This is a genomic window from Pantoea sp. Cy-640 (assembly GCF_011752635.1).
In the GTDB taxonomy this organism is placed as follows: Bacteria; Pseudomonadota; Gammaproteobacteria; order Enterobacterales; family Enterobacteriaceae; genus Pantoea; species Pantoea dispersa.
This window is the reverse complement of the sequence record NZ_VWXB01000001.1, coordinates 311,134-329,161: the sequence shown is the minus strand read 5'-3', so window position 1 is coordinate 329,161 and position 18,028 is coordinate 311,134. Positions and strand designations below refer to the sequence as shown.

Annotated in this window: 17 protein-coding genes; 11 read left to right on the top strand and 6 right to left on the bottom strand. The window is 55.5% G+C overall.

Translation table 11 applies throughout. The annotated features are described in order from the left end of the window. Positions 1 to 23: 23 nt before the first annotated feature. Positions 24 to 485: a DUF421 domain-containing protein gene (locus F3J36_RS01600; RefSeq protein ID WP_021506327.1), complete on the bottom strand. Its 462-nt coding sequence runs from the start codon at positions 483 to 485 to the stop codon at positions 24 to 26. Positions 486 to 497: 12 nt separating this feature from the next. Further along, a complete protein-coding gene (locus tag F3J36_RS01595) occupies positions 498 to 1,004 on the bottom strand; it encodes a hypothetical protein (RefSeq protein WP_104186837.1) in 507 nt (168 codons plus the stop codon). 232 nt (positions 1,005 to 1,236) lie between these two features. Between F3J36_RS01595 and F3J36_RS01590 the strand changes: the two genes are divergently transcribed. The 5 genes from F3J36_RS01590 (at position 1,237) to F3J36_RS01570 (ending at position 4,292) form a co-directional block, all read left to right on the top strand. Then, positions 1,237 to 1,728 (top strand): nicotinamide-nucleotide amidohydrolase family protein, encoded by a 492-nt coding sequence (locus F3J36_RS01590; RefSeq protein ID WP_058769659.1) that lies wholly within the window; start codon positions 1,237 to 1,239, stop codon positions 1,726 to 1,728. 316 nt (positions 1,729 to 2,044) lie between these two features. Continuing rightward, positions 2,045 to 2,212 carry a general stress protein gene (locus tag F3J36_RS01585; RefSeq protein ID WP_021506330.1) on the top strand — a complete coding sequence of 56 codons (168 nt, stop codon included), beginning with the start codon at positions 2,045 to 2,047 and terminating at the stop codon, positions 2,210 to 2,212. Positions 2,213 to 2,369: 157 nt separating this feature from the next. Next, the gene (locus tag F3J36_RS01580) at positions 2,370 to 2,843 is read left to right on the top strand and encodes a ferritin-like domain-containing protein (protein ID WP_021506331.1); all 474 of its coding nucleotides are present in this window, start codon (positions 2,370 to 2,372) and stop codon (positions 2,841 to 2,843) included. A gap of 27 nt (positions 2,844 to 2,870) precedes the next feature. Continuing rightward, a complete protein-coding gene (locus F3J36_RS01575) occupies positions 2,871 to 3,386 on the top strand; it encodes a ferritin-like domain-containing protein (RefSeq protein ID WP_021506332.1) in 516 nt (171 codons plus the stop codon). A 36-nt stretch (positions 3,387 to 3,422) separates the two neighbouring features. Then, positions 3,423 to 4,292, top strand: coding sequence for a manganese catalase family protein (locus tag F3J36_RS01570; RefSeq protein ID WP_166718707.1), 870 nt, complete (start codon positions 3,423 to 3,425; stop codon positions 4,290 to 4,292). A gap of 240 nt (positions 4,293 to 4,532) precedes the next feature. Here F3J36_RS01570 and F3J36_RS01565 read toward each other — a convergent pair whose 3' ends face one another. Together F3J36_RS01565 and F3J36_RS01560 are read right to left on the bottom strand one after the other, a co-directional pair. Continuing rightward, positions 4,533 to 4,709 (bottom strand): hypothetical protein, encoded by a 177-nt coding sequence (locus tag F3J36_RS01565; RefSeq protein ID WP_166718706.1) that lies wholly within the window; start codon positions 4,707 to 4,709, stop codon positions 4,533 to 4,535. Positions 4,710 to 4,804: 95 nt separating this feature from the next. After that, a complete protein-coding gene (locus tag F3J36_RS01560) occupies positions 4,805 to 5,368 on the bottom strand; it encodes a hypothetical protein (RefSeq protein ID WP_166718705.1) in 564 nt (187 codons plus the stop codon). 456 nt (positions 5,369 to 5,824) lie between these two features. On the opposite strand from F3J36_RS01560, the gene umuC reads away from it, so the two are divergent. The 4 genes from umuC to dcuR all read left to right on the top strand — a co-directional run bounded on the left by umuC (position 5,825) and on the right by dcuR (position 10,247). Next, entirely contained in the window at positions 5,825 to 7,093 is a 1,269-nt protein-coding gene (umuC, locus tag F3J36_RS01555) for a translesion error-prone DNA polymerase V subunit UmuC (RefSeq protein ID WP_021506336.1), read from the top strand. Positions 7,094 to 7,249: 156 nt separating this feature from the next. Further along, the gene (gene msrA, locus F3J36_RS01550; protein WP_166718704.1) at positions 7,250 to 7,786 is read left to right on the top strand and encodes a peptide-methionine (S)-S-oxide reductase MsrA; all 537 of its coding nucleotides are present in this window, start codon (positions 7,250 to 7,252) and stop codon (positions 7,784 to 7,786) included. A 114-nt stretch (positions 7,787 to 7,900) separates the two neighbouring features. Beyond that, positions 7,901 to 9,535: a sensor histidine kinase gene (locus tag F3J36_RS01545; protein WP_166718703.1), complete on the top strand. Its 1,635-nt coding sequence runs from the start codon at positions 7,901 to 7,903 to the stop codon at positions 9,533 to 9,535. Further along, positions 9,528 to 10,247: a two-component system response regulator DcuR gene (dcuR, locus tag F3J36_RS01540; RefSeq protein ID WP_021506339.1), complete on the top strand. Its 720-nt coding sequence runs from the start codon at positions 9,528 to 9,530 to the stop codon at positions 10,245 to 10,247. Before F3J36_RS01545 ends, dcuR begins: the two co-directional genes overlap by 8 nt. Here the strand turns inward: dcuR and F3J36_RS01535 are convergent. Together F3J36_RS01535 and F3J36_RS01530 are read right to left on the bottom strand one after the other, a co-directional pair. After that, on the bottom strand, positions 10,241 to 11,206 hold the full coding sequence (locus F3J36_RS01535) for an FAD:protein FMN transferase (RefSeq protein WP_166718702.1): 966 nt from the start codon (positions 11,204 to 11,206) through the stop codon (positions 10,241 to 10,243). The genes dcuR and F3J36_RS01535 overlap by 7 nt on opposite strands. Positions 11,207 to 11,257: 51 nt before the next feature. Further along, complete coding sequence (locus F3J36_RS01530; RefSeq protein WP_021506341.1) at positions 11,258 to 14,038, bottom strand: flavocytochrome c; 2,781 nt, start codon at positions 14,036 to 14,038, stop codon at positions 11,258 to 11,260. A 605-nt stretch (positions 14,039 to 14,643) separates the two neighbouring features. Here F3J36_RS01530 and F3J36_RS01525 point away from each other — a divergent pair. Both F3J36_RS01525 and fumA read left to right on the top strand, forming a co-directional pair. Beyond that, complete coding sequence (locus F3J36_RS01525) at positions 14,644 to 16,155, top strand: anion permease (protein ID WP_058769656.1); 1,512 nt, start codon at positions 14,644 to 14,646, stop codon at positions 16,153 to 16,155. Between the two features lie 164 nt (positions 16,156 to 16,319). Then, positions 16,320 to 17,963, top strand: coding sequence for a class I fumarate hydratase FumA (fumA, locus tag F3J36_RS01520; protein WP_166718701.1), 1,644 nt, complete (start codon positions 16,320 to 16,322; stop codon positions 17,961 to 17,963). Positions 17,964 to 18,028 lie beyond the last annotated feature (65 nt).

Here is an 18,028-nt window from a genome sequence, read left to right as displayed (position 1 = left end):
AAGCAAGTATTAAGAGATTGTTGCTATTTTTCAGTTTTATCTGAATTTTCCGGGATGATGGAAATATGACCGCTCACTTCCAGCACCGCGTATTTAATTTGATCGATACGTTCCAGCCCCTGACCTGAACGAGCGGCTTCGAGGATATCTTCCCGACTGATGCCCGACATTTTTAGCCGCTGCGTTAATATCCGGCCATGCTCTACCAGAATCAGCGGCCCACCCTCCGCCATTTGTTCAAATAGCGGGAAGCGCGCTTTGAGTTTGCCCAGCACGATATCAATGGTGATTAAGGTAATGATGGTGAGGCTGGCACCGGTAACGGAAAAGTCATCACCCAGCAATGCCTGCTGTGTGGCTTCGCTAATAATCAGCAGCAGAATCAAATCGAATGAGGTCATTTGCAGCAGCGTGCGTCGACCGGCAATTTTAAATACCACCATTAACAACAGATAAATGGCGGCTGCGCGTAATACCGTTTCCATAACGTACTCCTTTTACGGGTAAATCCACTGCGATACCTTTACCGGTACCTGATGATTGACGTGCACACTCAGCGCCACCCGCCCAGCCGCCTGCGGCTGAATCCCCAGCCAGATCACATGGCCTTCTGCCGCCTCGCCGGCGTAAGTCAGCTGCAGCGTGTTATCCCGCGTAATGGCCTGTTGTGGCTGTGGCTGTAGCGTCTGAATCTGCAAATCGTCTAACGCGCCGCTGCCCAGCGTGACGGTGAAACGTTCGCCGCTCTGCGGTGCCACGCGAATCCGCAGGTTCATATTGCTGTCGATGCGACCAAAACGTTCATAGCGCAGGCTGACGGAACCATCAGCCGACTGCGCCTGCCCGTCACTTAATATGCCTTTGGAAAACAGCCCGCAGGCACCCAGGATCACAATCACTATCAGCACGTATTCACCGATACGCTGTATAACGCTCTCCCTGCGTTGCCAGCGCATATCCTCCTGTACCGGATAATCACGGCTGGCTAACTCATCTTTCTTCATGGCGTTATTCCTCTTACAGTTAATTAGCTGACATCTTATCGCTACGGTTATTTCCTCTTCGTCCTGAATTTTAAGCTTAGCGGTAAACGCCGGGATCCTCGGTAACAGTTTAATTCGGCTAAGCAGCGGTGCAGAAATTACGCCTATAATTCGGATGCCCGCCGCTGGCAATGCCTGAGAGCAGCGCCAGAGACGGCGTTTATTAATTTCACTCTGACAAGGAATACAGAATATGGATGAAGAACTGGTTAATTTAGCGACCGAAGTGGGTAATAAATTACTGGCCGCCGGCCTGAGCGTCACCACCGCCGAATCCTGCACCTCTGGCTGGGTCGGTTCCGCGCTGGCGGCCGCCAGCGACAGTAGCCGCTTTTACAGCAGCGGCTTTATTACTTACACCAATCAGGCGAAGCAGCGCGTGCTGGGCGTCAGCGCGGAGACGCTGGCGCGTGATACCGCCGTCAGTGAGGCCGCGGTACGGGAAATGGCCTGCGGCGCGAAAAAGCTCTCCGGGGATACGCTGGCTATTGCCGTCAGTGGCTATGCCGGCCCGGACGGCGGTGAGGACGGCACGCCAGCCGGCACCGTGTGGTTTGCATGGTGCCTGGCAGATGGCAGCGTGCACACCAGCCGGCAGTGGTTTTCAGGTGAAGGTGAAGAAGTGGTGCGCAAAGCGACCCTTTTTAGTCTGGCGGAATTGAACCGTCTGCTCGACGCTATTTAGCGCCGCTTCGCCGTTCAATGATTAAACGTAAATAAATAAGCCGGGCGGATAAAATTCCACCGGAGGAAAATGTGTTGAGCATAAATAATCATCAGGCAGGTCAAAAGCGAGACCGTAATATTTACCGGCTCGCTAAAAATAGCGTGGTTATTTTACACCACAATCTTCAGCCTTCTCATCCATATAGCGTTAGCGAGGCGTGAAAAATATAGCCGTCGCGCTTGTCAGTGAGGCAGGCTGCATTAGTATTAAGTGTGCAAAACATGCATGGCGGCAGATGCGTCATGTTATTTATTACTCATCACGAGGTAATAGTATGACAGAGCATAGAGGCGGTTCAGGTAATTTCGCAGAAGACAAAGAGAAAGCATCTGAAGCGGGTAAAAAAGGCGGACAAAACAGCGGCGGTAATTTCAAAAACGACCGTGAGAAAGCGTCCGAAGCCGGCAAAAAAGGCGGACAGAATAGCCATCGCGATTCCTGATGCGCTGTAACGCAGAGTAAGGAATGTCTCGGAGCAGGGAATGCTCCGTCATCAACAGGATGACAGGGATTTATTGCTTCGTTTCATTCCCTCTCTTAATCGCGTTATCACTTAATGGCTTCAGCCTCCCGTTAATCACCGATTCGGAGAATATTCCATGAAAGTTAAATCGCTACTCGATCTTTTTATTCACGATCTTTCGGACGTTTACAGCGCGGAGAAACAGATCACCCGTGCATTACCCAAACTGGTCCGGGCAGCCTCCGATGAAAGTTTAAAAAACGCTTTTCAGCAACATCTGGAAGAGACTCAGGGACAAATTGAGCGCCTCGATCAGGTCGTAGAGAGCCACGATGAGCTGCGCATTATGCGTATGAAGTGCCATGCACTGGAAGGCCTGGTAGAAGAAGCGCAGGAGCTGATTGAATCCACCGAAGCCGGCCCGGTGCGCGATGCTGGCCTGATCGGCGCGGCGCAGAAGGTTGAGCACTATGAAATCGCCACCTACGGCACGCTGGTGGCCATGGCGAAAAAGCTGGAGCTCAACCAGGCCGCAGAGTTGCTGGCCGCCACATTAGCCGAAGAAAAATCCACCGATGAAAAACTCACGGATATCGCGGAAAAGCAGTAACGCGACTGCCGTACAACGGAGGTAGATATGACGACCACATCCGCACTTTCGCATTATCACGACTGGCTGCGCGACGCTCACGCCATGGAAAAACAGGCTGAAACCATGCTCGAGCAGATGGCAAAACGCCTGGAAAACTACCCGCAGCTGCGGGCCCGCATTGAGCAGCACATCGAAGAAACCCGCCAGCAGCAGTCTTTGCTGGAATCCATTCTCGACCGTCACGGCATTTCCCACTCCAGCGTGAAAGATGTCATGGGGAAAATGGCCGCCATGGGCCAGGCCTTTGGCGGTACCTTCGCGGAAGACGAAGTGGTGAAAGGCGCTATCAGCGGCTACGTGTTCGAGAATGCCGAGATTGGCAGCTACACCAGCCTGATCAGCGCCGCCACGCGTGCCGGGGATCAGGAGAGCGTGGCCATTCTCAAACAGATCTGTGAGCAGGAGATCGCGATGGCGGACTGGATGTTAACGCATATGCCTGAACTGACCGATCAGTTCCTGCTGCGCAGCGAAGACCCGGACGCGAAAGCGAAACGCTGATTTTCTCTTTTCGTAAGAGACTTTTTGAGGTGAGCTATGTTTCGACACGTTAAGAAACTGCAGTACACGGTGCGCGTCAGTGCGCCGAATCCGGGCCTGGCCAATCTGCTGTTAGAGCAGTTTGGCGGTCCGCAGGGCGAACTGGCTGCGGCCATGCGCTATTTTACCCAGGGCCTCGGCGATGAGGATTTAGGACGCCGCGACCTGCTGATGGATATCGCTACCGAGGAGCTCAGCCATCTTGAGATTATCGGCTCGCTGGTTGGCATGCTCAATAAAGGCGCCAAAGGCAAGCTGGCCGAAGGCACTGAAGAGGAAGGCGAACTGTATCGCTCAATCACGGGTGCCGGTAACGATAGCCATCTGACTTCGATTCTTTATGGCGGTGGCCCACCGCTGACCAACTCCGGCGGCGTGCCGTGGACCGCGGCTTACGTGGATACCATCGGCGAAGTGACGGCAGATCTGCGTTCTAATATCGCCGCCGAAGCACGCGCCAAAATCATCTATGAACGTCTGATCAACGTCACTGACGATGTCGGCGTGAAGGATGCGTTAGGCTTCCTGATGACGCGTGAAGCCGCGCACCAGCTTTCATTTGAGAAAGCGCTGTACTCCATTCGCGACAACTTCCCACCGGGCAAGCTGCCGCCAATTGAGCAGTATGCGCACAACTACTACAACATGTCGGAAGGTGATGACGTGCGTGGTAGCTGGAACTCCGATGACAACTTCGATTATGTGGCCGATCCGCAACCGGCGGTGGATGGCGGCGATGGTCTGCCTTCTGTGACGCTGTCGGCGGATGAGCAGCGCGACATTGACGCGCTGGCCGCACGCACCGCGTCCGATCCGCTGATCGATCCGATCACCGGCGCGGAAGCGGGCAGCAAGAAGGCGCCCTGACGTTCAGTCAGGCCAGGCAGTGACACGTTTTTTTCTCGCGCAGTAACTGGCCCCTGGCCCACGGCGTTTCCCCTGACGGGAACGCCGTTTTTTTCGTCCGGCTGCCATAAATTCTTCCGAACAGCTTTCCGCCGGGATGCGTTTATACCTGTGTCCGGCCTGCTAAAAACTCAGGCATGTAAAGCAAAAAAGCTCCCGGGACAGGAGCTTTGATTCTGATAACGATGCGATTGCATATTGTTAACTGGCGATTCGAGCCTTAGCTGATGGCTTCTCCGGACCAATAACGTCCGCGTCTTTTTCTGCAAAACCTACTCTGGCAAGCTTCGCACCATCAATGGAAGACCAGAAAGCGACTGAACGTTTGGCAGCAGTCATCGCCCTGGATGAATCAATTTTTTTACTTTGCTTAATCATGATGCCTCCTGAAGTTCCTGCTGTGATCATAATTTACCCTACCCTTGTTTATTTATCAAACAGGATGCTGAATCCCTGCATTGATTCACTTTTCCTCAAAAAAACCGCCTCACTTTCTCGCGTATTTTATCTTGTATTTCTTCTACCGATGAGGACATTTTATCAGGAGCATCAAATACGAAAGCAAACCCATACGATCGGTATCGGGACTGAGCCTCGGGAACAGGGTCGCAGATATGCACGTCATCCAAACCCACCATTGCACAAAAAGTCGTGGCATATACCAGCGCTATAATAAAGACTTTACCTGATAATGATGTCTCTTTATCAGCAATAAAATTTTCCAGCATACAAATAGCAAACTCGTCACGCAGCATGTCATACTTACAAATAATAACAGCATGCAGTGCCTCGGGGTCTGCATAGTCAACGACCTTGAGGCTTATATCTAATATCCCTTTGTCATTTGCTGTCCCCTGGTAGCGCTCCATTCCCCACGCCCAGTTGAGCTTACTCCCCGTAACGCCTGCGGCAAGGGATTGCTTATCCGCTTCGCTCAATACGTCTGTGATGATATTTTTCCAGTTAAAGCTTTTAATAATACGTTGCGTTAAGTTGAGACAGTAATCGTGAACTTCCTGTATTGATAAATCGCTCACACCTATAGCCTTGCAACCGAATAAATATAGAACTATTTTAAGATAAACACATCCCGATTTAGATGATCGGAATCAAATGAGACTTTGAAATTAAATTCAGCGAGAGGTAAGTAAAAACCTTATTTATTTATATTACTTATACTGCCAAAAACGTTGAGCAAAATAGCGTTACTTTACTTTTTAATCTCACGGTTAAGTGGGTTTATGGTTTACTACTGATTATCCTTCAGACTGTTAATTTTTTCACAGGAATGCATGCGACCAGGCAGGCTTGCTGGCGTTTCGACGCATTAGACTGGGATACGGAAATGTCATAAAAATTTCGTCTCTCAGAGACCGGTCAGTTAGCAACTTGCTCCAGCTCTCACATTCGGCAATGCACAATCCTGCCGCTTGATCTTTACCACACTTCCGGCACATACTGTTTTTATATACAGTATTTTCAGGGTGCCGATGATGTATGCATTGGTCGACGTAAACTCTTTCTACGCCAGCTGCGAAACCGTGTTTCGCCCGGATCTGCGCGGCAGGCCGATCGTGGTGCTGTCAAACAATGATGGCTGCATTATCTCGCTGAGCCGCGAAGCGAAGGCGCTCGGCATCAAAATGGGTGCGCCCTGGTTTAAACATCGCGACGAGCTGATGCGTCATCAGGTGGTGGTGTTTTCATCTAACTATGCGCTGTACGGCAACATGTCGGCGCGCGTGATGGAGACGCTCGACCGGCTGGCACCGCGCGTGGATGTCTACTCGATTGACGAGGCCTTTCTTGATGTCAGCGGAATTGAAGGCTACACCTCGCTGACGCGCTTTGGACAGCAGGTACGTGACTGCCTGTGGAAAGAGACGCACCTGAAAGTGGGCGTCGGCATCGCGCCAACGAAAACCCTCGCCAAGCTGGCTAACTGGGCGGCCAAACGCTGGACCAAAGCCGAAAACGTCATGGACCTCTCTGATCCGGCGCGCCAGCGCGGACTGATGCAGCGGGTGGGCGTAGAGGAAGTGTGGGGCGTCGGCCGCCGTTTATCTAACAAGCTGAACCTGATGGGCATTCAAACCGCTCTGCAGCTGGCGGAGACGCCCACGGCGCTGATTCGCAAGCATTTCGGCGTAGTGCTGGAGCGTACCGTGCGCGAGCTGCGCGGCGAACCCTGCCTGGCGTTTGAAGAGGTAATTCCGCACCGGCAAAATATCCTCTGCTCGCGCTCGTTTGGCGATCGCATTACCGATTATCAGGATATGCGCGAAGCCATCGCCAGCTATGCGGCACGCGCAGCGGAGAAACTGCGCAGCGAGCGCCAGTATTGCCGCTACATCGGCACCTTTATCCGCACCAGCCCGCACGATCCGCATCAGCCCTACTATGCCAATGCCGCCAGCCAGACGCTGATTACCCCTACCGCCGACAGCCGCGACATTATTCAGGCCACGCTCAACTGCCTGGATCGCATCTGGATCCCCGGCAAGCGCTACCTGAAAGGCGGCGTAATGCTGGGCGACTTTTTCAGCGACGGGGTGGCGCAGCTTGATCTGTTTGCTGACTATCAGCCGCGCCGTAACAGCGATCAGCTGATGGCGCTGATGGATAAGATCAACGCTCACCAGCGCGGTGCCTTGTGGTTTGCCGGTCAGGGCATCCAGAAACCCTGGGCGATGAAACGCGACATGCTGTCTCCGGCTTACACCACGCGTATTAGTGACGTGCCGCGCGTGAAGGCCAAATGATGCTGCATGCGATCAGCCCAGGCCGTTTACGCATGATGAGCGAGCCGCGTCGGGCTAAGCCGCGCCAGGTTGCGCCAGAAATGTTAACAGAAAGCGGCTTGAATTCAGCGTGCTGAACCCCCACTCTAACGCTTTCGCCCTGACAGGAGTAAAACAATGGCAACCGAATATGCGATTATCGCGGGTGGCTGTTTCTGGTGCACCGAAGCAGTATTCAAAGATGTGATTGGCGTCGAGTCAGTCGAAAGTGGTTACACCGGCGGTGAACGTCCTAATCCCACCTACGAGCAGGTGTGCAGCGGCGCGACCGGCCACGCCGAAGCGATTCGCGTAGGCTTCGATCCGGAGAAAGTGAGCTACGGCGATCTGCTGGACATCAGCTTTGCCACCCACGATCCCACCCAGCTGAACCGTCAGGGTAATGATGTCGGCACTCAGTACCGTTCGGCTATTTTCCCGGCTAACGCGGAGCAGGAAGCCGAAGCGATTGCGGCGATTGCCCGCGCGCAGGAAGATCACAGCGAGCCGGTGGTGACCACTATCGAGCCGCTGAAAGCCTGGTACCCGGCAGAAGATTATCATCAGGATTACTGGGATGGCGCTGGTAAGCGCAACGGTTACTGCCTGGCGGTGATCCCGCCGAAGCTGCAGAAACTGCGGAAAAGCTTCGCTAACCGGGTGAAACAGGCTTAACCCGCCCGCTCTCCCCCACGGAAGGTCGTCATCGCTGACGGCCTTCCTGCATTTAGCGCGACCCGCTGCGGATTATCCGTCATAATAGCCCCCCGTTTTCCGCAGAGCACGACCATGATCTCACCACAGCAAGCCACGCCGGTGCGCAGGCGACCGATGAAGCTCAACACCCTGGTAACGCTGATGCTCAGCGCGGTGATTGTGCTGGTGCTGCTGAGCGTACACATGTTTTATTTCTTCCAGATTGGCGCCGCGACGCGCAGCCAGCTGGAGGATAAAGCCATGGCGGTGGCGCGCACGCTGGCGAAATCACCCGAAATTCAGCAGGCGCTGCGCCTGCCGCCCGACCGGGCCGCTATCCAGCCCATCGCCAAAGCGGTGGAAGAGAGCAACCATCTGCTGTTTATCAGCATCACCAACATGGATGGCATCCGCTACTCACACCGTAATCCGGAGCTGGTGGGCAAACACTTTATCGGCCCGGACATCGAACCGGCGCTGCGCGGCAACGAGAATGCCTCCGTGAATCAGGGCTCGCTGGCCAAATCGCTGCGCGTGTTTACCCCGGTGTACGACGCCCAGCAGCGGCAGATTGGCGTGGTGGCTATCGGCATCTCGCTGGAGGCGGTCACCGACCAGATCAACCAGAGTCGCTGGAGCATTCTGTGGACCATTCTGATCGGCACTTTTGCCGGCGCGGTTGGCACCTTCATTCTGGTGCGCGTGCTGAAGCGCATCCTATTCGGCCTTGAGCCTTACGAAATTTCCACCCTGTTTGAGCAGCGCCAGGCGATCCTTAACTCCGTCAAGGAAGGCGTGGTGGCGATGGACGATCAGGGCGAGGTGACGCTGGTCAATCAGGCGGCGCGCCAGCTGCTGAGCGATAAAATGGGCAGCAGCGTAGTGAGTACCGCGCGCATTTATGATGCTTCGGTGATCGACCAGCATCTGCAGGAAGTGCTCAACGGCGGTCGCGCACGGCGCGATGAGGAGCTCAACGTCAATGGCCGACTGCTGCTGAGCAACACCGTGCCGGTGCGCAGTCAGGGACGCATTATCGGCGCGGTCTGCACCTTCAGGGACAAGACCGAAATCAGCCAGCTGATGCAGCGTCTGACCGGCATGGTAAACTATGTTGATGCCCTGCGTGAGCGCTCGCACGAGTTCATGAATAAGCTGCATGTGATCCTCGGCCTGCTGCACATGAAAAATTATGCGCAGGTAGAAGCCTATATTCTGAAGACCGCTAATAACTATCAGACGGAAATCGGCTTCCTGCTGGAGAAGATCAAATCACCGGTGATTGCCGGTTTTCTGCTCAGCAAAATTAACCGCGCCTCTGATTGCGGCCATCGTCTGACCATCAGCGATGCCAGTTACCTGCCGGACAGCGGCAACGAGCAGCAGATGGCGGCGCTGATCACCGTGGTCGGCAACCTGGTGGAGAATGCGCTGGATGCGATGAGTGAGCAGACCGAGGGCGAAATCCACGTCATGCTGCACTATCAGAACGGCTGGCTGACCTGTGAAGTGAGCGATGACGGACCGGGTATTGCGCCGCAGCATCTGGCAACCGTGTTTGACAAGGGCTTCTCTACCAAAGGCGAGGATCGCGGGGTCGGCCTGTTCCTGCTGAAACAGCAGACGGAGCACCTCGGCGGCAGCGTCAGCGTGGAGTCCGAGCCCGGCGTGTTCACCCAATTTTTAGTCCAACTTCCGTGGGATGGAGGAACCAAACCGCATGATTAACGTGTTAGTGGTCGACGATGACGCCATGGTGGCCGAGCTGAACCGCAGCTTTATCGGCCAGGTGCCGGGCTTTCACTGCGTGGGTACCGCCGCAACGCTGCAGCAGGCGCGCGAGTTCCTGTTTAATAGCGAAACGCCGATCGACCTGGTGCTGCTGGATATCTATATGCAGCAGGAGAACGGGCTCGATCTGCTGCCGGAGCTGCGCCAGGCGCAGAGCTCAGTGGAAGTGATCATCATTTCGTCAGCGGCCGACGCGGAGAATATCAAAACTTCGCTGCACTACGGTGTGGTCGACTACCTGATCAAACCGTTCCAGTTCCCGCGTTTTGAAGAGGCGCTGACCGGCTGGCGGCAGAAAAAATCGCTGATGGACAATCAGCACTACTATCAGCAGTCGGACCTCGATCTGCTGATGCACGGCAGCCCCGCCACCCAGCACGACAACAAACGGCTGCCGAAAGGCTTAACGCCGCAGACGCTGCGCACGCTGTGTCAGTGGATTGACGCCCATCCCGGCCATGAGTTTTCCACCGACGAGCTGGCGGCAGAGGTGAACATTTCACGCGTTTCGTGTCGCAAATACCTGATCTGGCTGGCGCAGATTAATATTCTGTTCACCAGCATTCACTACGGTGCCACCGGCCGCCCGGTGTATCGCTATCGCCTGCAGCCGGAGTACCATTCGCTGCTGCAGCAGTACTGTCAGTGACGCAGCTGCCAGCTGAAATCCAGCTGGCTGAAGCGGAAATGGCGCGCCGGCGAGCAGATAATCTGCCGATCGCGGGTGACAAACACCGCGTCGATATCAGGCTGGCCGGCGAGATACGCCAGCCCCTGCTCTACGCCCATGCCGTACAGCAGTGTGGTATAGATATCGCCATCCAGCGAGCGATCGGCAATCACCGTCACGCTCAATAACGCATTGTCCAGCGGATAGCCGGTGCGCGGATCAAAGATGTGATGCCAGCAGCGGCCGTCGCGTTCAAAGTAGCGCTCATAAATCCCGGACGTCACCACCGATTTGCCCTGCACCTGCAGCGTACCCAGCAGCTCATCGTCCCGGCCAAACGGTTTTTTGAGCCCGATGCCCCAGCCCTGCGGCTGATGCGGCGGGCTGCCGAGCGTATGCACATTGCCACCGAGATTAATCAGCGCCTGCGCAACACCCTGCTGACGCAGAAATGCCTGCACCACATCGGCGATGTAGCCTTTCGCAATGGCACCCAGATCGATCTCCATGCCCGGCAGCGGCAGAAACACCGAGTGCTGTTCGGCATCCAGCACCACCTGATGCGGATCGGTCAGGCGCAGCAGCGTCTCAATCTCCGCTGCGGGCGGCACTTCACGCCCCTGAAAACCAATCTTCCAGCGTTTCACCACCGGACCGATGGTGAAGTTAAACGCGCTGTCCGGCAGGATGCTCACCGCGTGCGCCACGCTAATCAGCGCAAAAACCGGCGCGCTCACCACCACCGGATGGCGTCCGGCTGCGTGATTAATGGCCATCACTTCAGATTCGGCGCGGTTAACGGTAAACAGGTTTTCCTGCTGTTTGATCAGGCGAAAGACCTGGCTGGCCAGCGTGGGATTGTCTTCGAACAGTTTAAGCAGAATGGGCGAACCCATGAGGACGGCAGAATAGGAATGGACGCCAGCGTCGCTTGTCATTGTGGCCCCCGCAAGAGAACGATGCCCGCAGGGCGCGGGCATCGTGATAGCTTAGTTACCTAACGCCAGTTTAGCGGCATTACGGCCCGCTTTGATACCAAAGATAATGATATCGGCGACGGCGTTACCGCCGATGCGGTTCGCACCGTGGATACCGCCGACCACTTCACCCGCCGCCCAGGCACCAGGAATCACCTGTTTCTGCGCGTCAAGCACCGCGGTCTCGGTGTTGATGGTCACGCCGCCCATGGTGTGATGCACGCCCGGTGCGATACGAATCGCGAAGAACGGCCCCTGATTGAGCGGATGACGCAGCGCGGTGGCACGGCCAAAGTCTTCGTCTTTCTGGTTAATCACAAACTCATTGTAACGGCCCAGCGTGCTTTGCAGCGTTTCCTGATCCATGTTGAGTTTCACCGCCAGCTCGTGTGGCGTTGGCGCGCTAATCACAAAGCCTTTGGCGATGTATTCGTCCGCCGCTTTGTTGTTGGCACGTACCTGCTCATCGAACACGATCCACGCGCTTTTTTCCGGCAGCGCGATAATCTCGGCAGAAACTTTGTCACGGGTTTCCATTTCATTGTAGAAACGCTTACCGGCCTGGCTGACCAGAATCGCCCCGCCGCCGCGCATCGCTTCGGAAATCAGGTACGAGGTGGTCTGCTCAACGGTTGGGTGAATCTGGATTTCGCCCATGTCGACGGTCTCGGCGCCAATTTTCTGCAGCATGGCGATACCGCTACCGGTGGCGCCTTTGTGGTTGGTGGTGACGAAACCATCCAGCTCCGGACGGTATTTCACCACCATCTCGCGGTTGGCACTGAAGCCACCGGTGGCCACAATCACGCTTTTCGCATTCAGGATGCGGCTGTCGTTGTACTCATCGACCACTTTCACGCCGGTCACCGCACCGTTTTCAAACAGGATCTCGGCCACCGAGGTTTCCAGCAGCACTTCGATGTTGCGCTGGTTAACGTTTTTCACCAGGCCGCTAATCAGGAAGCCGCCCACCGCCGAGCGATCTTCCGGACGGTGCGTACGGTCAATGCTCATGCCGCCGGTGATGGTGATATCGCTCAGCTCAATGTCTTTCGCCGCCAGCCACTCAATGGCTTCTGGCGCACGCTCAACGAACTCACGCAGCAGCACCGGGTTGTTTTTGAATTTGCCGCCTTTCAGCGTTTCCTCGTAGAACAGCTCTTTGCTGTCTTCGATGCCTTTCAGTTTCTGATAACGGGTTTCCGCCGCGTTCATCCCCACCGACGCTTTGATGGTGTTACCGCCAATGGTGGGCATCTTCTCAATGATCACTACGCGCGCGCCGTCATCGTGCGCCTGAATCGCCGCCGCCAGACCGGCCCCGCCGGTACCAACCACCACCACATCGTAATTGACCGGCGCATTCGGGTTACCGCCCTCTTCAATCACATACTCTTTGCTGGAGGTAGTGAGCGCGCGCGATACTGCTTTCTTCAGCGCCTCACTCTGCGTGGTAGCACCGGTGATGGCATCGACGTGCGGACTGTTCGCCACCAGAATACGTTCACGCAGGCTTTCAAAGGTGCTGGTGAAATCGACGTCGAGGTTAGGATCCGGCACCAGCGAAATGTCGGTGATACGGTCGGTGTCGAGCGTTACGTTGATTTTCAGCTTCAGCGCTTCGGCTTCCACTTTCGCCTGGTAAACGCCGGCTTTGTACTTACGATGGCCATCGCTGACGTCACGGATCATCGCATCCACCAGCGAGAAGCGCCACAGCGGTTCCGGAATGGTCAGCGCTTCGCGTTTGGTGCTGTCGATGTACAGATCCATGTGCTCGTTTTTGATGATGCGATCGGCCCAGTCCGGATAGGCAATACAGGCTTTACCAATCGCCACCAGATCGAAGCCCGAGGCCAGCGCCAGTTCGGCATCCTCTTTGTTCACCACGCCGCCAACGCCAATCACCGGCACTTTCGCCAGCGTCGCCGAGCGCTGTTCAATGTATTTGCTGATTAACGGCGTCGGATCCTGGGTGTCGACAATCGACGGACGCAGCAGCTGGCCGACGGAGAAGTGCACGTAATCCAGCCCGCGCGCCGCCAGTTTTTCCAGCAGGTACAGCGTGTCGTCCCAGCGGATACCGGGCACTTCCAGCTCTTCCGGCGAGAAGCGATAGCCGATGATGAAATCCGCTGCGGCGAAGCGCTCCGCCATTTTGTGGGTGATTTCCAGCACTTCAAGTGGGAAGCGCGCGCGGTTGTCGCGGCTGCCGCCCCATTTGTCGTCGCGCTGGTTAGAGTTAGGCGAGTAGAACTGCTGAATCAGGTAGGTGTTAGCGCCGTGGATCTCCACGCCGTCGAAGCCGGCTTTGATGGCGCGGTTCACCGCATCACCAAACTTGGTGATCATCACCTCCACCTCTTCCGCCGTCAGCGCCTGCGGGGTGCTGGCACCTTCACGCGGCGCGGCGATAGCGCTGGGCGCGACCGGAGTTTTCCCGCCGATCAGCGCGGGCTCAACCATGCGGCCGCCGTGGTAAATCTGCAGAATGGCTTTAGAACCCTGGGACTTGATGGCGTGCGCGATTCTGGCCAGGCCAGGGATTTTGTTGTCGCTGTCAATGCCGATAGCGCCCGGGAACGCCGGACCGCGGTTATCGATAAAGGCGCACTCGACGATCACGGTGCCAATGCTGCCGGCACGCACGCGATAATACTCAACGAGATCGCTGGTCACGCCGCCGTCGTAATAGCCGGTACAGGTGGTCATCGGGGCCATCACCAGGCGGTTTTTCAGCACCGCCCCTTTCGGTAATGTCAGCGGATTAAGAATCGGGGTGAGCGTATTCATGATGAGCAACTCCAGAATTAAGAAATCGTGTATTCAATTCTTTGGCAGTTCGGAGGTCTTTATAATTAATTTAAGTGGTCCGACTTCATGGTATAAATATACCATTTTATTTAGTTACATAACCCAGAATGTTAGTTATATAAGTTTTACGCGTGAAAATACTTTTTATTGCTCATTGCTGAAATCCGCGCTCCGCTAAGTTTTAACCAATACTTGACAAAAATCAACTTTTTCCTTACATTTAAAACAAATAACGTAATATCAAAGAGATAAAAAGCATCTTTCGCCTGATTATGGCGGTATTTTTGCCGTTCCGTTCACTTTTAACACATATTTTACACCTGTTGGTTCATTTATTACGGCGCAAAACGTTAAAACAAAAAACCCGCTAATAATTTTATTGATCCAGATCAAAATAGATATTTTAATTAATCGCATCATAGCGTCATTCAATTGATAATTCGCGAAGCAAAATTGCAATAACGAAGATTCATGTAAAAGACACTTTAAAACGTCCTGGTTGATCTGCTACAAGCGTTTCGTAACTAAAAAAATCAACCCGACCGGGCCGTCAATCGCATTCCCATAACTTGCAGACCAAAACTATGAATACACAAACAACCCAGAGTGAACCCCTAAAGGCGCCACCTGCCGCACCGGGGAAAAAGAACCGGCTCGTCATGTTGTGCCTGCCGATCGTGGTTGCCGTACTGTTGCTGCTGGTACCTACCCCTGCCGGGCTGGAGCCGTATGCATGGCACTTCTTCGCCATCTTCGTCGGGGTGATTGTCGGCCTGATCTTCGAACCGCTGCCGGGCGCGGTCATCGGCCTGACCGGTGTGGTGATCATCGCGCTGTTCAGCCAGTACGTGCTGTTCAGCCCGGCAGAACTGGCCGATCCGAAGTTCAAAACGGCCGGACAGGCGTTTAAATGGGCGGTGAGCGGCTTCGGCAACTCCACCGTGTGGCTGATTTTCGGCGCCTTCATGTTTGCCGCCGGCTACGATAAAACCCAGTTCGGTCGCCGCCTGGCGCTGATTCTGGTGAAATATCTCGGCCGTCGCAGCCTGACGCTCGGCTATGCCATCACCTTTGCCGACCTGCTGCTGGCACCGTTTACGCCATCCAACACCGCGCGCAGCGGCGGGACGATCTATCCCATCATTGCCAACCTGCCGCCGCTGTACGGTTCTAAACCTAACGACCCAAGCGCACGCAAAATTGGTTCTTACCTGATGTGGGTTGCTATCACCGCCGCCTGTATCACCAGCTCAATGTTCCTCTCCGCGCTGGCCCCTAACCTGCTGGCGCTGGCGCTGGTAAAAAGCGTGGTTGGCTTTGATATCTCGTGGGGCATGTGGTTCCTCGCCTTCCTGCCGCTGGGGATCCTGCTGATTCTTACCATGCCGCTGCTGGCTTACTGGCTCTATCCACCAGAAGTAAAAGTGAATGACGAAGTGCCACGCTGGGCTAAAGCCGAGCTGGAGAAACTGGGTCCGCTGTCACGCAATGAAATTCTGCTGCTGGTGTTCGTGGTCGCTGCGCTGATGATGTGGATCTTCGCGACCGCATGGATTGAACCGGCGATGGCCGCCCTGCTGGTTATCGTGCTGATGCTGTGGACCGGCGTGCTGAACTGGAACGACATCACCAGCAACAAAGCCGCCTGGAACACCTTTGCCTGGTTTGCCACGCTGGTCGCGCTGGCTGATGGACTGGCGCGCGTGGGCTTCATCGCCTGGCTGGGTAAAGAGGGTGCGCTGCTGCTGCACGGCTACGACCCGCAGGTGTCAGCGGTGGTACTGCTGGTCGCCTTCTACCTGCTGCACTATCTGTTCGCCAGCACCACGGCGCACACCACCGCCCTGCTGCCTGCCATGCTGACCATTGCCGCCTCGATTCCGGGCATCAACATGCCGGTGTTCTGCCTGATGATGTGTACCTCACTGGGTGTGATGGGCATTATCACCCCGTACGGCACAGGCCCAAGCCCGATTTACTACGGTAGCGGCTACCTGCCAACCAAAGACTACTGGCGTCTCGGTACCATCTTTGGTGCCCTGTTCCTGGTGGCGCTGATGGTCATTGCCTACCCGTGGATGGTGATGATGTTCTGATGATGTTGCTTTGATGTTAAAAACGCAGCCGCGTAACAACGTTAAAGTGGTATGATACTCGCCAGTCAGCTCTTGCCGCGGACTGGCGAGAGAAAATCGAATAACAGATCGCCTAATTTGTCGCCCGTCATGCTGGCGGGCAACACGAAGCTAAGTGAGCCAACATGTCGAACAAACCCTTCTACTACCAGAATCCCTTTCCTCTCGCCAAAGATGATACCGAGTACTATCTGCTGAGCCGCGACCATGTTTCGGTGGCCAACTTTGACGGCGAAGAAGTCCTGAAAGTCGACCCGAAAGCGCTGACGCTGCTGGCGCAGCAGGCGTTCCACGATGCCTCTTTTATGCTGCGCGCGTCACATCAGCAGCAGGTGGCGTCGATTCTGGCGGACGATGAAGCCAGCCAGAACGACAAATACGTGGCGCTGCAGTTCCTGCGCAACTCGGAAATCGCCGCTAAGGGCGTGCTGCCGACCTGCCAGGACACCGGTACCGCCATCATCACGGGTAAAAAAGGCCAGCGCGTCTGGACCGGTGGCGGCGATGAAGCTGCGCTGTCTCAGGGCGTTTACAACACCTTTATCGAAGATAACCTGCGCTACTCGCAGAATGCGCCGCTTGATATGTATAAAGAGGTCAACACCGGCACCAACCTGCCGGCGCAGATCGATCTCTACAGCGTTGACGGCGACGAATACAAATTCCTGTGCATCGCCAAAGGTGGCGGTTCTGCTAACAAAACCTATCTGTATCAGGAAACCAAAGCGCTGATCACACCAGCGAAGCTGAAAAACTACCTGATCGATAAAATGATGTCGCTCGGTACGGCGGCCTGTCCGCCATACCACATTGCGTTTGTCATCGGCGGCACTTCCGCTGAGAGCACGCTGAAAACCGTGAAGCTGGCGTCAACCCACTATTACGATTCGCTGCCGACCGAAGGCAACGAACACGGTCAGGCGTTCCGTGACGTGCAGCTGGAACAGGAACTGCTGGAAGCCTCGCAGAAACTCGGCCTCGGCGCGCAGTTTGGCGGTAAATATTTTGCTCACGATATCCGCGTGGTGCGTCTGCCGCGTCACGGCGCATCCTGCCCGGTGGGCATGGGCGTTTCCTGCTCGGCTGACCGCAACATCAAAGCCAAAATTAACCGCGAAGGCATCTGGATCGAGAAGCTGGAAGACAATCCGGGTCGCTATATCCCGGAAGCGCTGCGTCAGCAGGGCGAAGGCGAAGTGGTCAGCGTCGATCTCAATCGCCCGATGAGCGAGATCCTCGCCCAGCTCTCCGCTTACCCGGTGGCAACGCGTCTGTCGCTGAACGGCACCATCATCGTGGCGCGTGATATTGCGCACGCCAAACTGAAAGAGCGCATCGACAACGGCGAAGGTCTGCCGCAGTACATCAAAGATCACCCGGTGTACTATGCCGGCCCGGCGAAAACGCCGGAAGGTTACGCGTCCGGTTCACTCGGTCCGACCACCGCCGGCCGCATGGACTCCTACGTCGATCTGCTGCAGGCTAACGGCGGCAGCATGGTGATGCTGGCAAAAGGTAACCGCAGCCAGCAGGTCACTGATGCCTGCCATAAACACGGCGGCTTCTATCTGGGTAGTATTGGCGGCCCGGCGGCGGTGCTGGCGCAGCAAAGCATTAAGAGTCTGGAGTGCGTGGAGTATGCCGAACTGGGCATGGAAGCGATCTGGAAAATTGAAGTGGAGAACTTCCCGGCGTTCATCCTGGTGGATGACAAAGGCAACGACTTCTTCCAGCAAATCCACAACCAGTGTGCTGCCTGCGTGAAATAAGCCGGCCAGCAATAAAAAAATCCGCGGCGTAAAAGCTGCGGATTTTTTTGTCTGCCAGACCCTGC